10 protein-coding genes and 1 pseudogene are annotated in these 16,206 nt (G+C 31.5%); 9 read left to right on the top strand and 2 right to left on the bottom strand.

The features are described 5' to 3' along the window. Positions 1-42 precede the first annotated feature (42 nt). The 3 genes from CPHY_RS18150 to CPHY_RS18140 all read left to right on the top strand — a co-directional run bounded on the left by CPHY_RS18150 (position 43) and on the right by CPHY_RS18140 (position 3,832). On the top strand, positions 43-1,062 hold the full coding sequence (locus tag CPHY_RS18150; protein WP_012201497.1) for a glycosyltransferase family A protein: 1,020 nt from the start codon (positions 43-45) through the stop codon (positions 1,060-1,062). Positions 1,063-1,160: 98 nt separating this feature from the next. Then, the gene (locus CPHY_RS18145) at positions 1,161-2,516 is read left to right on the top strand and encodes a polysaccharide biosynthesis protein (protein ID WP_012201496.1); all 1,356 of its coding nucleotides are present in this window, start codon (positions 1,161-1,163) and stop codon (positions 2,514-2,516) included. Between the two features lie 2 nt (positions 2,517-2,518). Beyond that, positions 2,519-3,832 (top strand): O-antigen ligase family protein, encoded by a 1,314-nt coding sequence (locus CPHY_RS18140; RefSeq protein ID WP_012201495.1) that lies wholly within the window; start codon positions 2,519-2,521, stop codon positions 3,830-3,832. Between the two features lie 360 nt (positions 3,833-4,192). Here the strand turns inward: CPHY_RS18140 and CPHY_RS18135 are convergent. Together CPHY_RS18135 and CPHY_RS18130 are read right to left on the bottom strand one after the other, a co-directional pair. Next, a pseudogene (locus CPHY_RS18135) lies at positions 4,193-5,367 on the bottom strand (ISL3 family transposase). 136 nt (positions 5,368-5,503) lie between these two features. Next, entirely contained in the window at positions 5,504-7,303 is a 1,800-nt protein-coding gene (locus tag CPHY_RS18130; RefSeq protein ID WP_041703774.1) for an O-antigen ligase family protein, read from the bottom strand. Positions 7,304-7,497: 194 nt separating this feature from the next. Here CPHY_RS18130 and CPHY_RS18125 point away from each other — a divergent pair, with 194 nt between their 5' ends. The 6 genes from CPHY_RS18125 (at position 7,498) to CPHY_RS18100 (ending at position 16,004) form a co-directional block, all read left to right on the top strand. Beyond that, positions 7,498-9,381, top strand: coding sequence for a polysaccharide biosynthesis protein (locus CPHY_RS18125; protein ID WP_012201493.1), 1,884 nt, complete (start codon positions 7,498-7,500; stop codon positions 9,379-9,381). 572 nt (positions 9,382-9,953) lie between these two features. Beyond that, complete coding sequence (locus CPHY_RS18120; RefSeq protein WP_012201492.1) at positions 9,954-11,042, top strand: acyltransferase family protein; 1,089 nt, start codon at positions 9,954-9,956, stop codon at positions 11,040-11,042. A 1,177-nt stretch (positions 11,043-12,219) separates the two neighbouring features. Next, positions 12,220-13,101 carry a DUF368 domain-containing protein gene (locus CPHY_RS18115; RefSeq protein ID WP_012201491.1) on the top strand — a complete coding sequence of 294 codons (882 nt, stop codon included), beginning with the start codon at positions 12,220-12,222 and terminating at the stop codon, positions 13,099-13,101. Between the two features lie 167 nt (positions 13,102-13,268). Further along, positions 13,269-14,240, top strand: coding sequence for a metal ABC transporter substrate-binding protein (locus tag CPHY_RS18110; RefSeq protein ID WP_012201490.1), 972 nt, complete (start codon positions 13,269-13,271; stop codon positions 14,238-14,240). A gap of 61 nt (positions 14,241-14,301) precedes the next feature. Continuing rightward, entirely contained in the window at positions 14,302-15,117 is an 816-nt protein-coding gene (locus CPHY_RS18105; RefSeq protein ID WP_012201489.1) for a metal ABC transporter ATP-binding protein, read from the top strand. Positions 15,118-15,161: 44 nt separating this feature from the next. Further along, positions 15,162-16,004 carry a metal ABC transporter permease gene (locus CPHY_RS18100; RefSeq protein WP_012201488.1) on the top strand — a complete coding sequence of 281 codons (843 nt, stop codon included), beginning with the start codon at positions 15,162-15,164 and terminating at the stop codon, positions 16,002-16,004. Positions 16,005-16,206 lie beyond the last annotated feature (202 nt).

Genomic DNA, 16,206 nt, shown 5'->3' with positions numbered 1-16,206 from the left:
GTTAGGAGATATTAATTCTGAAAGGAATTATGTATAATTATTATGATTAATATTGATATTCCATTTGATATACCAATAGTATTACTTATTTATAAAAGAAAAGAGAAAATAAAAAGAATATTAGAACGTATTGCTCAAGTTAAACCTCAGAAAATATATATTATAGCAGATGGACCAAGAAATGATAGCGAAATTGAAGCAATTAATGAATGTCGTAGGCAAGTAGAAGACTGTATTGTATGGGACTGTGAGATAGTAAGAAATTATGCTAATAAAAATCGAGGTGTTTATGCAAATATAGGATTAGGTGCAAGATGGGTATTTGAACACGAAGAATATGCCATCTTTCTAGAAGATGATAATTTGCCAGAGGTTACATTCTTTTATTTTTGCAAAGAATTATTGGAAAGATACCGTGAAGATACACGTATTCTTTGGATATGCGGTACTAATTATTTGCAAAAATACGAACCAGAAGACGGTTCTAGTTATGTGTTTACAAAACACTTAATGCCTTGTGGGTGGGCATCATGGAGTAAAAAATTCTTACAATTCTATGATGGTGAATTAAATCTTATGAATAATAAAGATCTTCTCATTCGTTTAAAGTCACAATATGAAGATCATCGCTTATACTTTCAGCAACTATATTTAACAAGCATGGAAAAAAGTAGAATTGATAATAATATGAGACCAATTTCATGGGATTATCAAATGGAATTTGCTTTACGTGCCAATAATCTGTATGGAATTTCCCCAAAATATAACCAAATTGAAAACATTGGAGTAGATAATGATTCAATACATGGAGGAGTAGACTATTCAAATATTATGACTCAGCGTTTTTGTAATATAAAAAGTTTTCCTCTTGAATTTCCTTTAATACATCCTTCAACAATAATTCCGGATAAAGAATATGAAAAAAAGGTAGGTAAAATCATTCTTTATCCTTTTTCTTTACGATTAAAAATAAAGATATCTCTTATAATTAAAAAGATATTTAAAATTCCAAAGAATGAAAGTATAAAGGCTACATTAAGAGTCTTATTTACTAAAAAGTAATTAGCCTACTCAGTAAATCAAATATATTAATAAGGCCACGCTCCTTTTGGCACCTTAATTAGATTTAATTTTTAAAGTAATGAGAGGACATTCCTAAAATGCAAATAGATAAAATAAAGGGTTTATATTTAAAAAATACTGAATTGATACATAATATTATTGGAACATTTCTAGTAAAAGGAAGTTCTCTTTTTATTAGCTTATTAACTATACCTGCCTATATGAAATATTTTTCCGACCAAAAAGTTTTGGGTGTTTGGTTTACTATATTATCAATATTGCAATGGGTTTTAATGTTCGATTTAGGTGTTGGAAATGGACTTCGAAATAAGCTAGTACCAGCGATAGTAAATAAAGATAAAGAAGAAATAAAAAAGTATATATCATCTTCGTATATAATCATTGGCGTCATTTCATTTTTTGTACTAATCACAGGAACTATCTTGATATTAATTTTTAATTGGAATAATTTATTGAATGTATCAACGCTTGTAGTACCTAGTAATGTATTAAAAACTGTTATATTAATAGTTTTTATTGGTATAATTCTTCAATTTATACTTAATTTAATACTTTCTATACTATATGCAATGCAAAAAACAGCATTATCTAATATGATTTTACTAATATCTTCACTTTTAATTTTAGCTTATGTATCATTTTTTAAAACAGGGGATACTCAAACCGATTTAATACTTCTTGCAATTATTAATATCATATCAATAAATATACCACTTCTTATAGCTACTATAGCAATTTTTTCAACTAAGCTAAAAGAGGAAAAACCAAGTATAAAATATTATGATAAAAATTTTGCATATAGTATATTAAAATTGGGTGGTAATTTTTTTGGTATACAACTTGCTCTTTTATTTATTAATTCAACAAATGAACTATTAATAATGCGTCTTTATGGTCCAATTTTTGTAGTCGATTATCAAATATATTACAAGCTATTTTATTTAGCCGTAACATTATTTTCTTTAATTACAAATCCATTATGGTCAGCAATTACTAAAGCATATGCGGATAGGAGCCATGATTGGATAATAAATGTGAATAAAATTTTGAAGATTATTGTTTTAATTATAACGATTGGTAATCTATTTTTACTAATTATTTCACAAAACATTATCAATTTATGGATTAATAATAATTTTAAAATTAATTATATATACGGTTTTTTCTTTGTTCTGTATGCTAGTATTACCATTTATAATACAGCATCTTCATGTATAGCGAATGGTATAGGGCAGTTAAAGTGTCAAGTAATATGTAATGCGTTAGCGGCCGTAATAAAAATTCCAGCTGTTATATTAGCCTCTTATTTTATAAAAAGTTGGATTTGTATAATAATTATAAATGCTCTGATTTTATTACCTTACGGATTTATTCAACAAAAATTTTTTAAAAAATATTTAGTCTATACTGTAGATAAAAAGGAAGGAATTTAATTATGAAAATATTTAATAATATTTTTAGTCTAAGACATATTACTGCAAAATTATTGTTTATATTAGTTTTTTCATCCACTTTTTATTCCATATTACCTGACAAAATTGATACTGTAATTATTTTTTTACCACAATTAGTACTTTGCCTGCTTGCGTTATACATTTTATATAAATTCTTTAAAAAAGAATATATATCATTGAAAACATCAAAAAGAATTCTTAATTTAACATTATTTCTATTTTTTTATTACTTATTTTTGTGTGTTTATAGATACTTTACCGGTGGAAATGCTATTCAAAGCTTTTATCATGTTGTAACATTATTTTCAGCTATTGTTTTCTATTTCTTAATTGAAACAGAAATACAAAATATTAGAGACATTCATTTTGATGTTTTATTTATCATAACTTTAATAAATATACTACAAGTTATTGTGTCAATATATTTAGGCAGTATAAGATTTTCTTTTGTATTGCAGAATATTATGGTATATATTAGTTGCGCTAATTTAATGGTTCCTTTTTTATTCTATATTCTAAGATACAGTAAAAAAAATGTGATAAAATATTTATCTATTATTAATTTAATAATTATATTTATTGCAAATATTGCCTCTGGTTCGCGTACTGCATTAGTAATTGTCTTATTATCTTTTATCATTAGCATAATAATTAACATAGATAAAAGTAAAAAATTTATATGTCAATGTGCAATTATATTAAGTATATCCATATCTTTAATTGCAATATTTTACAAGATTAATTACATGGATATTAGAACTTCAATATTAAGGCAAACCATTACCTATATTGATAAAATACCTTCGAATAATACTACTACTAGTACCACTAATGAACCAGAAAATAATAGTAGTAATGATGATGAAAGTTATAAACAATATGTATTAGAAGGAATAAATAGCAGTAATTCAGTTAGATCAGATTTATGGAATAAATCATTTAGTGAAATTTCAAAAGACCCACTATTTGGAACAGGAAATATAGTATTTGAAACAACGTATCTAGATCAAATAGTAATGCAAGGTTCACATAATTTTATTTTAGAATCTATTTTAATTTTTGGGAGCATTGGCGGTATTTTGTATCTTATTATTTTAGTATTACCGGTTATTTCAATTGTTCTATACTCTTTTAAAAATAAAGTGAAGATAAGATTGATATGTACTTTTATACTATCATTAGGTTCATTGTTTATAATTGCCTTAGTTCAGCCTATTCTTACAACTGCATTACCTATAATGTTGTTTTGGATTTTAAATAGTATAGTATTTAATTCTGTATCTGAAAATAAATAATTTCTGAACTGTTAAATAAGCAATGATATTTTAACGTTGAAGCTGTGGCGTTTTACTTTCATTTGTTGTTGAACGTTCCAAATTTACATATCCGGTCGTTAATATACTATAGTAGCTGGAGTAATTAGAATATTATTAGTAACATATATGAATAGAGAATTATAAAAAGTGAAATGGGTATAAAGATAAGAGAGACTATCTTTATACCCATTTCTTTTATTGGCTCTTTGTCAAGTCTTGGGGTGGGATTCACGGAATCCCGCTCCATTACTTCATTTAGAGCTATTTTAATGTTTGGGTTTATAATTCATGTTTTTGGGCGTGCCAAATAAGCTTCTTGCCTAGTCGTCCATTTTCTAATTAAATAGTGCAGTGTATAATTCTTGTTCGGAATCTATTGAAGTTACGCATTCCAAAAGATAATCTTTTTAGTACCTTGATTTTGTTATTGTAGCCTTCGGTAGGGCCATTTGTATATTTGTATTTAAAGGCATTTAATATACCTTTTGACCAGTTTCTATAGGTTTTGGCACAGTTCTCAAATTCAGGTATTCCTGATTTTTCAGCTGTTTTAACCCAATCCCAGAAAGCTGTTCGTTGATAAGAATATTTTTCGCTTTGGCAAATACCATAGAACCATTCTTTAAGATTGTGAGCTACTCTCAAGTCATCATTGTAAAGCAACATAAGGTCGCATGCTTTCTTGTTTTCATCCTTAAGCTTGGCGTAGCGAGTTAGTATTAGCTTTCGGCTACGTTTGTAGTATTTTCTGAGGTTTGCAGACATTGTTTTCTGGAGTCTTTTCCTCACATTTTCAATTGCCCATGTAACATACCGGATGAAATGGTATTTGTCGATAATGATTGTGGCATTAGGGAAATAAGCTTTTGCTAAGTCCACGTAAGGCTGCCACATGTCACAGACGAAGAACTTCACACGGTGACGCTCTGCTCGGCTTGTTTCTTTAAAATAGGCACTTAAATGGCTCTGCGTTCTGTCCGGTAGTATATCTAGAATGCTACGTTTCTTGGCATCCAAAAGAATACATTGGTATTTTCCTGCATCCGTATCTCCCTTGAACTCATCAATTGAGATACACTCTGGAAGAGAGGGAGCGGAATAGTTAACGGTGTCTAAAAGCCGGGTAACAGTATTTACTGATACATTCGTTATTTCAGCAACGGACTTGATATTTATAAGATTTCTGAGTAGGTCTATAATCTTGTAAGATAATCGTAAAGTACGCTGTTGATAAGAGGGAAGGAATGATATTTTTCCGTAAATCTTTTACCACACTGGCAGACATAGCGTCTTTTCTTAAGGACCAAATATGTATGTTTCATTTGAAATGGAAGATCCTTAATTTCTTGATTACGGTAATCATGAATGCGTTTGGTTTGATTACCGCAGCAAGGACAAGTATGTAAAGAAGGAGCTGTTTCAATGAATATCTTTACATAGTGATCAGCATGCACGACTTTTTTGATATAAACATCTTTTAAATCTAAAAGATTTCTGGTACAATTAGAGTGCATTTATATGGAACCTCCTTTGGAAGTGTTTGTTTGGACGACGGGCATTTTCGGGGAGGCTTCTTTTATTTTATTAAATAAAAAGAAGGTTGGGAATGTGTTAAATGATACACACCCCAACCTTTATTATAGAACCCTTTTATTTATCAGTTTTCTTTCCCATCATATTTGCAGCAAGTCCGATACCAATGCAGCACCAGAATACTGGTGAGACAGAGATACTGGAATCGTTCGAGATGGCACTAATCATAAAGCTAGTACTGCTGATGAATATTGCCATTCCATAAATGGAGGATTTCGTATTAAAAGAATGATTTATATAGAGCTTTATATTTTGTATAAAATACCAACTATAAAAGACAAGGAGAGCAATCAGGGAGAAAACACCTGTTTGCACTGCTATCTGTAAGTAGAGGCAATGAGGCTTTGTAACCAACGAATCTTCATAACCAAAATTAGAAGCATTTACGAAGTCATATTGCGGGAAGGTGATGGTAAATGTATCTGCTCCAGACCCTAGAAAGATATAATTAGGAAGAAGAGGAATCGTTCGGGACCAAAGGTACCCACGCATTGAAGCAAAATTCTCATGGCCAGTAAAGACCGCACTTGGAGCGGTTGCAATTGGCGAGAATCGTCCATATCTGTTATAAAATAGGTACTGTTCTGTTTCTTCATCATATCTAAAGTACCATGGTTTCTCCTTAATCAATAATCCAAAATCTACTATCTCATCATGATAGACCACTGGAGTAATGTCTAAGAATCGTTGATCCTCTAGCTCTAGAATAGTCTGGTTATTCTCTACTTCATAACCGTGGTATGGGATAGCATTCATAAAGCTATCATAAAACAATAGACTGTTTTGATTATCCTGTGAGACATATAGGGTGTTGCTATTATAAACTACTTTGATGTACTCCTTCTCCGTATTGATTTCTGTCAGAGCTGGTGTTGCAGTGGAAGTAGTTTTAAATGCATTCTTTATCGCGTTAATATAAGCATTCTGTTGAATATAATTGATACCTAAGAATGCGATACATACGGAGGCTATGATAGGTAATGTAACAAACCATCGATTTATTAATTTTTTTCGCATAATGAGGAGAGCAATCAACATACTGGCAGCAATACTAACAATACCAGATTTTGACTGTGAACCAAACATACTGATTAGATTCGTTATAATTACAGATATATATAATATATATTCGTAACTGAACTTGGTATAAAATAATAATACCGTATAAAGTGGAATTATCATTGATGTATAAACACCAACATAATTAGGATTATACAATGTCGCATAGGTACGGTTTTTACCAAATGTTATCTCCAAAGCATTAGGATCTACTACACTCTTATCTAAAATGAGAGCTTTTCCCCAAGTAGTACTAAAGATATCATAGCCAAGTGCCTGAAGTGAACCAATGACTCCAAGAATTAATGCACCAATAGCTAAAGCATTAATTAATAATTGCAATTCATAATCTGATTGAATGATACAAAAAGAGTAGTAAACAATCAATGCATAACCCAAGAGGCAAAACACATTTTCAAATTGCTCAAAGATACCGGAAAAACCAAATGAACGATAAGGGGATACAATTGTAGAGATTAGTGCAAGCGCTGCATATATAACCAATGGAATAAATATTTTATGAAATTTAACCTCTTTCTTATTTAGAAAAGCTCTGATTACTAATATGAGGGCACACAAACCACTAATAAAAACAAAAAACCATTGTTTATAGTATAGAAAAAAATCATTCGCTAAATCAGTATTAGGATACCAATCAAATTGATTAAGTCCGGGATTAAAGCTATGTATACTTACTATTAAAGGTAATATAGTTATAATTAAGAATAAAGGGAATAGTAATAATACAGAATTAGTATTAGAACGACTTTGGTAAGTGTAAGTTTTCTTTCTGGTCATTGATATATTATCTCCTTTGCTATAGCATAAGCTTAACATGATTTTATTTTTCATTGCTAAAAAAAAGTAATTATGTTCCTTAATTATACACTATTTTAAAGCAGAATCAAGCTGTGAATTGTTTTAACATTTGCACATACAACTTATATGTGCTATACTAATTTAGTTATATAAAACAATTATTGGAGATGCGTATGAAAAGGTATATAAAGGATAAACAGTTATTGCTTCGAAGATTATGTTTGCTTTTGATAGATATAGGAGCTGTTTGCTTAATCAGTATTTTATCTCTATTAATTCGATACGATTTTAGATATAAAAATATAGATACGATATACCTTGATACTATATGGACATATTTCCCTATTAACATCATTACAGTACTACTAATATTCTATATTTTTCGCTTGTATCACAGTTTGTGGTTATTTGCAGGTATTACTGAGTTAGAGAATATTATTGCTGCATCAATCGGGGTTTCAGCCTTACAAGTAATTGGTTTCATACTTTTAAAGCTTCCAATTCCAAGAAGCTATTTCTTCATATTTCCGGTTTTATTAATTATAGCTACCATGGCTTCGAGATTTACTTATCGCGCTGTTCGGGTGAAGTTACGGAAGAGAGAGAATGGGAAGTCCTGTGAGAATGTGATGGTAATTGGTGCTGGAGAAGCATCCAATATGATAATCAAAGAAATAATAAATAGTGACCATATACATAAAGTAGTTAAGTGCATCATAGATGATGCAGAAGATAAATTAGGTCGCTATATCCATGGAATTAAAGTTATTGGTAGTCGAGACACCATCATAGATAATGTGATGAAGTATGAGATAAATGAGATTATCATAGCGATGCCATCGGTATCAAGAAAAGAAATTAGTAAAATCTTAGAAATCTGCAAAGAAACAGATTGTAAGTTATATATATTACCAGGAATGTATCAATTTTTAAACGGTGAAGTTGGTGTATCAGAACTTCGCGGTGTTGAGGTTGAAGATTTACTGGGACGAGATCCTATAAGAGTAGATTTAGACTCGATTATGGGTTATGTAAGTGACAAGGTTGTTTTAGTTACTGGCGGCGGTGGTTCTATTGGAAGTGAACTTTGTAGGCAAATAGCAGGGCATAAACCAAAGCAATTAGTTATCGTAGATATCTATGAAAATAATGCTTATGATATACAGCAGGAGCTACAGAAAAGATATCCAAATTTAGATATTGTAACACTGATTGGTTCGGTACGTAATGAGAAACGACTTGACAAAATATTTGACACTTATCGCCCGAACATTGTTTATCACGCTGCAGCCCATAAGCATGTACCTTTAATGGAAGATAGCCCAAATGAAGCTGTTAAAAACAATGTTTTTGGAACATTTAAAACTGCCCAAGCTGCCGATAAATATGGTGTTGAAAAGTTTGTATTAATTTCATCTGACAAAGCAGTTAATCCTACAAACATCATGGGTGCAACGAAGCGTATGTGTGAGATGATTGTACAAACATTTAATAGAAAATCTAAAACTGAATTTGTAGCGGTTCGATTTGGTAATGTACTCGGAAGTAACGGTAGTGTAATTCCACTTTTTAAAAAGCAAATTGAAGCAGGTGGGCCTGTTACCGTAACACATCCGGATATTATCCGATATTTTATGACAATACCAGAAGCGGTATCTTTAGTATTACAAGCAGGTGCCTATGCAAAGGGTGGAGAGATATTTGTACTGGATATGGGAGAGCCAGTTAAAATTCTTGATTTAGCTACAAACCTCATTCGCCTGTCTGGGTATATACCAGATGTAGATATAAAAATTAAGTTTACTGGATTAAGACCTGGTGAAAAATTATATGAAGAGCTTCTTATGGAAGAGGAGGGATTAGGTGAAACCGAAAACTCACAGATATTTATTGGGAAGCCTTTAAAGATTGATGATGAAAAGTTTCATCATCAATTAGAGGAGTTATACACCGCATGTAATAACGAGACAGAGTATATTCGAGAAATGGTCGGAGAAATCGTAGATACCTATTCTTATAATATTGAAGCAAGAGAAGAAGTTGCAGCTTCTGAATAGGTTTCGACGAAAGGCATACCAGATACATTTTCTAAGAAATGTAGTTATAAATTGTAACAAAACCGATATTAGGTAGATTTGAGGAAATACCAATTGAAATGACTTCTAAGAAGATTAGGAGTCATTTTTTATTCGTAACAAGAAAAAGCTCGCAATGCCATTCTTTTTCTATTATACCGTAAGCGCTCAAATGTGTCCTGGCGGACTCAAAACAGTGATGAGGGTGGCCCCTTCGAAGCTGATATTCAGGTATAGGACTCAAATGTGAATATATGGTTCGTGATGAATTGTTTAAAAGTACATATATAGGTAATTGTAATATGAAGCCTTTAGATTTATCAACGGTTCGATTGGTAATATAGCACCCAGAGGTAATGGAGAAGAAATGTTGGATACAACCAATAATAAATGGTATTAAATCAATTGGATTGAATTTAATTAAAGTAAGAATTTATAATAACAACTATAATGTTCCTAAAAAGCTACATAATTTATACTTTTGATTTACATGTCATAATAAAAATGTTAACATTAGGTAGATATAGTATAATTTGAAAGGTGGTTAATAAAATTTGTCAAAATCAAAAGATGAATATTTTAATTTTGTGCATGTGTTAAGAGGATTAGCGTCTTTAATAGTTGTTTGGTCGCACCTTGTTGGCTGGTGGTTGCCTGTCAATCAGGCAACTTCGAATTTACAGGGTTATTGGGAAAATTTAATAGTAAGACCTTTCCATTTATATCAAAATGGAGGGCATCTCGGGGTTCTAATATTTTTTCTAATTAGTGGGTATATTGTAGCACATGTATCATTAAAAGAAAATTCTTCAAGATTTCTATTGAAGCGATTTTTTAGAATATTCCCAGCATTATTTATTGTATTAATTATTTCTTATATAATAGCAACATTTAGTTTAAGAACTAATTTGAGCATTCCTTTAGGAAACAATGCAACTGAATTAAAAGACTATCTATATTCATTATTTTTGTTGGACTATCCTCTTGGAACACCAAGCGCTTTAGCAGTAACATGGACTTTATTTGTCGAAATTTTGTTTTATTTATTAACAGCAATTTTTATAAAGTCTACAAAAAAAGATCCGCTAAAAGCAACATGGTACTTTATTATTGCTATAAACATAATTATAATACTCTCTTCGATTAATCCAATAATTAATAGAATTGCTCATTATGCAGTATATCTATTCTTCGTATTATTGGGTCGTATAATATATCTTTGTGAGAAAAAATACATACCATTGTTTGAATCGATAATTTTAGGAATTGTAAGTCTGTTTTGTTATATATTATTTTATGATTATTTATATCCGAACAGTCTATTTAATGAATCATCACACATTATTTATACGATTATAATGGCTATAATAGTATTTTTTATTTTCAAGATATTTTATAACAAGAAATATAAAATTACTACTTTTTTAGGCGACATAAGTTACTCTTTATACCTTATTCATCTACCAGTAGGAACTTTAGTACTAAATATATTGCATAAAAATGGAATACCATTTAAGTATTCATTTCTAATTTCGTGCACAATCTGTTTTATTGTCTCGTTTCTTATTTATAAGTTTATTGAAAAGCCATCACAAAAGATAGCACATAAATTAATTAATATTAGTATATTTAAAAATAAATAAGCATTACAATATTATAAAGGTAAACTCTATGTCAAGTTTTGGTAGAACTCATTGTAATCCCACTAAATGCTAGATGTAGAGTTATTTTATTGTTCTATAAATCATTATTTAACTAACTAAGAAGAGAGAAAAAAAACGATAGAACAAATCAAATTGTAAGAAGGTACCTTAATAGATATTATAGGTGCTACGAGTAATTCATTTACATATAATGATGCAACCTCAGAGGAGTTTAAAGAAATATACGATAAATTCACAGTAGTGATCTGCAATCATATAATATAGTCAATGAAGCAGGCGAAGACCTTGGTTTTTTGTTGATAAGGAAGTTAAACCAGCAAGGCTAGAGGGTGATATGTAAAGTGTTCAAGTGTGTCCTGAGGCACTGAAAATAGTGCATGATTTATATAAGATGAGGGTGGGCCTCATGAACCAGGTATAAGCTTCAAACAACTTTTGGGTTGCTGTGGCTAAAGTCATGGTGCTTAGCACAAAGGAAAAGGCTACATAGAGTAGGCTTGTGTGTATCATGGAACTAAACGAAAATGAAGGACCGATGAAACATCGTCAATACTAAAATACAATCGAAACTGTCTCCTTTTGGGCGTGGATGGTATAAATCCAAAGGGAGCTTTTGCATCAGCTGCAGTATATAGTGTAATCGATACTACAAAAGTAAGGTGTTCTTAATATATATACATATCTGGAATATCTGCCTTATATATGTCTGATACGGACTGACGTAATCATCCAGAAGAACTAGATGCATTGACTTGGCTAGAAAATGTGAAAGCTGAATGTGGTAAATGACTCAAGGATCGGCTTTATAGCCGGTCCTTATTTTTACTCGCCACTCTTTTATTGAGTGCTTACATTATACCTAGAAAAATCTATATTTTGTAGTAAGTTAATCTACATCTACAAAGTTTTAGTATATAACACGAAATAGTATATCATAATTAGAAAAATGGTTGTTTTTATTAGAAATAAATTAAACTCATTTACAACGAAAATTGGACTGTGTTATACTTAATGAGTTATGGGATATTATTCTACAAGAGATAAAATTATTAGACTGATGTAGAGGTAAGATGGAGAGTGAGAAAAAGTTAATAACAGATCAGCTTAAATATGCTTTAGTTTTTATAAAATAACACAACCAAGAAAGGATACCACTATGAGATTCATAAAAGACATACTATGCGGTATATTAATCGGCATAGCCAATATCATTCCAGGCGTGAGCGGAGGAACCATGGCTGTATCGATGGGAATCTATGACAAGATCATTGGTTCCATCACAAACCTTTTTAAACAATTTAAGAAAAGTGTAATAACCTTGTTTCCATATGCGATTGGAATGGCAGCAGCAATTATAGGACTATCCTATTTTATTGAGACCTTTTTTGAAAATTACCCTTTACAAACTAGTTCACTATTTGTAGGGCTCATCTTAGGTGGTGTTCCAATCCTTATAAGTAAAGTGAAAAAACCTTCAGCTGGAGGAAAAAGTGAGGGGCGTAGGTTTGATGTATTAGATATAGTATTATTTTTAGCATTTTTTGCTCTAATCATAGTTCTACAGGTTTTTGGAAGTGGTAAGGAAGCAAAGATTACTTTAACGGTATCTGTATTTCAGATGGTGAAACTATTTATCATAGGCGTTATCGCATCAGCAACTATGGTAATTCCAGGTGTGAGTGGATCTATGGTACTCTTAATCTTAGGATATTATAATCCAATCATTGAAACTATAAATTCAACTATCAGAGCATTGTCACCATGGGATTTTAATACGATACTTCATAATGTTGCAATCCTTGCTCCATTTGGAATTGGAGTACTTGTCGGTATTTTTGCTATTGCAAAAATTATAGAATTTTTACTTTCTCGTTATGAAAAAAGAACCTACTATGCTATACTTGGTTTAGTAACTGCCTCACCATTTGCCATATATATGGGGATTGGTTTGGGAGTGATTACGGTAGCAAGTGTTATCGTAAGTGTTTTAACATTTGCAATAGGGTTTGTTATAGCTTATTATTTAGGAAGAGAATAAGCTATTTCGCAAGAAAATAGTCTGTAAGAAAATGAGTTTATAAGGGAATAAATTTACAAGGGAATTAGTTTATAAGAAAAATGACTAAAATGGAATTAGTTTGCAAGTTAGAAAATTAGGTTACAATTGAATTAGATATGTGCGAATGCACTAGAATGTAGGCTGGAATGAAAAGAAAATTAATTTATTTACTATCAGTGATGCTTTTATTATCACTAGGTAGCTACGGAGCGATAAAAATTAATGGGGAAAATAAGCAGTATAAGGGGGAGGGGCTTACGATAGTCACCTCCTTTTATCCGATGTATATTGCTGCCCTTAATATAGCCGATGGAATCGATGGAGTACAGGTGATGAACTTAACAGAGAACCAAACTGGCTGTGTTCATGATTATCAGCTAACGACAAAGGATATGAGAACGTTGTCGGGAGCGCAGGTGGTTATATTAAATGGCGGTGAGATGGAAGAATTCATGGAGAGTGTACTAGATCAACAGGAAGGAATTCAGGTGATTGATTCTAGTGCTGGTATGGAATTCTTGACTGGTAGTACTCATGAGCATAACCATGAGGAGGAGAGCAATCAACAAGAGAGCTCACATGTTCATAACCACAGTGACATTAATGGACATGTATGGCTTAATGTAGAGCGTTATATGAAACAGATACAAACAATCACGGATGGACTTTGTAAAATTGATCCTTTGCATGAAGGAATGTATCGTAAGAATGAAGAAAAGTATTTAGAGAAACTTGAATCATTAAAAATAGAGTTAGAATCCTTAAAAGAGATTACATCAGGTGCTGAAATCATTATTTTCCATGATTCTTTTGCCTATTTAGCGGAAGAGCTAGGAATGGAAGTGGTACATGCAGTCAATACCGATGGTGAAACAGCGCTGAGTGCTGGTGAGATTGCAGAAGTAGTGGAAGAAATAAAACTTCATGATATCTCATTTCTATTTACAGAAGAGCAGTACGAGCATACAATTGCAGAGCGAATCGAGGCAGAAACCAATGCAACGGCTTATGTGATGGACTCCTTGGTAACAGGGGGACTTGATAAGAATTCGTATATTAAGGGAATGAAAAAGAATATTGAGATATTAAAAGAAGCTTTTGCAGTAAAGAGCAAGTGATTGCTATTAAATATTCCATTGTTATAGACAGGCGTTAAGGACGCCAGAATTGAGGAAAGGTATGGAACAACAAAAATCATCGCCTAATATAAAGAAGGATAAATCTCAGATTGAGCTTATCTGTTCTTCTTGTATGAACCAGCATGAATCCTGCTCAAAAGGAGCCTGTGGTCGTCATTGTATTCGAATGAATGATATTGGTGTTACAATAGGAAAGACAACGATTATTGAACATATTAATTTGCATATCCATTGTGGCAAATTAACAGTCATCATCGGGAAAAATGGCGCCGGAAAATCGACGTTGATAAAAGCTATTCTTGGCGAACTAAAGCATGAGGGAACCATAGAATTTAAAGATATGAAGAATAATACTCTTCCAAAGATGACGGTAGGGTACGTTCCACAATCTCTAAATGTGGAGAAAAATACACCAACCAGTGTATATGATATGTTTGCAGGATTAATTGATAGTCGTCCTGTATTTTTACCAAGAAAAAAACGTCTATATGAGGATATCAAAGAAAAACTACGTTTTTTTGAGGCTCAGGACTTAATTGATAAGAGAGTTTGCGATTTATCTGGTGGAGAATTACAAAGAGTAATGTTATCCATCGCATGTACCCCAACGCCAAACTTACTATTACTTGATGAACCGGTATCTGGAATTGATCGAAACGGTATGGAACTCTTTTATAGAAATATTGAAATGCTTAAAAACAACTACGACTGTGCATTTATCTTAGTTTCCCATGATCTAAAATTTGTAGAGAAATATGCTGATCATGTAATTCTATTGGATAAGCATATCTTAAAAGAGGGAACACCAAAAGAGGTTTTATCAAGTAAAGAATTTAAAGAGGTGTTTGGAGCTTAGTCATTATAAGTTTCTATTCGAAATCATGGAAAGGGTAAGAAACCATGGATACAATTTATCATTTAATGGAAGCAGTGCTTCCGTTCGATTTTATTTCCTATAATTTTATGAAAAATGCATTATTAGCGGTTTTAGTAATCACACCGTTATTTGGTATGTTAGGAACGATGATCGTAAATAACAAATTAGCGTTTTTCTCGGATGCATTAGGTCATTCTGTATTTACAGGAATGGCGATTGGTGTAATACTTGGAATAGGGGATACGAACATTTCTACCATTGCATTTGCGGTAGTATTTGCTTTGTTACTTAATTTTATAAAGAGAAATAACACTGCGTCTACGGATACTATAATTTCAGTGTTTTCCTCCACTAGTACAGCGATTGGTCTAGTCATATTATCTAGTGGTGGTAATTTTTCAAAATACTCCTCCTTATTTGTTGGGGATGTATTGAGTATTACGCCGAATGAAATAGGGTTATTAGTAATCATTTTTGCTGTTACACTTGTATTTTTTGCAACATGTTTTAATAAGTTGCATTCCTTAAGCTTGAATTCAAGCCTAGCAAGGAGCAAAGGAGTAAATATTAGTGTAATTGAGAATTTATTTGCGGTATTGATTGCTCTAATTGTCATGCTATCTATTAAGTGGGTGGGGTTACTAATTCTCAATGCATTGTTAATTTTACCTGCTGCATCCTCAAGAAATATCTCTTCAAATATGAGAGAATACCACCTGTTTAGTGTTATTATATCAGTATTTTCCGGTATCTTGGGGCTAATCTTAAGTTATTACTTAAACTTAGCAACTGGGCCAATGATCGTAATTATTTCAGCAGTTATATTCTTTTCTACGTTATGGATAAAGGGACGAGTGGAGAGCTAAACTTTCGGGATTTAAGAAACTTTTTTATTTAAAGATAGTAATATTCGTGACTAAATAATCACAGTAAAGTGAATGTAAAAAAAATACTCTTGCGAAATATGCAAAATTCACATAGAACAACGATTTATTGTAACGAAAATGAACGAAAATTATAGAATTATGTTGGCTTGATATTGTAAAAGTTTACAAAATTTGCTATACT

Source organism: Lachnoclostridium phytofermentans ISDg (genome assembly GCF_000018685.1).
Classification (GTDB): Bacteria; Bacillota; Clostridia; order Lachnospirales; family Lachnospiraceae; genus Lachnoclostridium; species Lachnoclostridium phytofermentans.
Note: the sequence above shows the minus strand (reverse complement) of the source record. Positions and strands in the feature narration are given on the sequence as shown.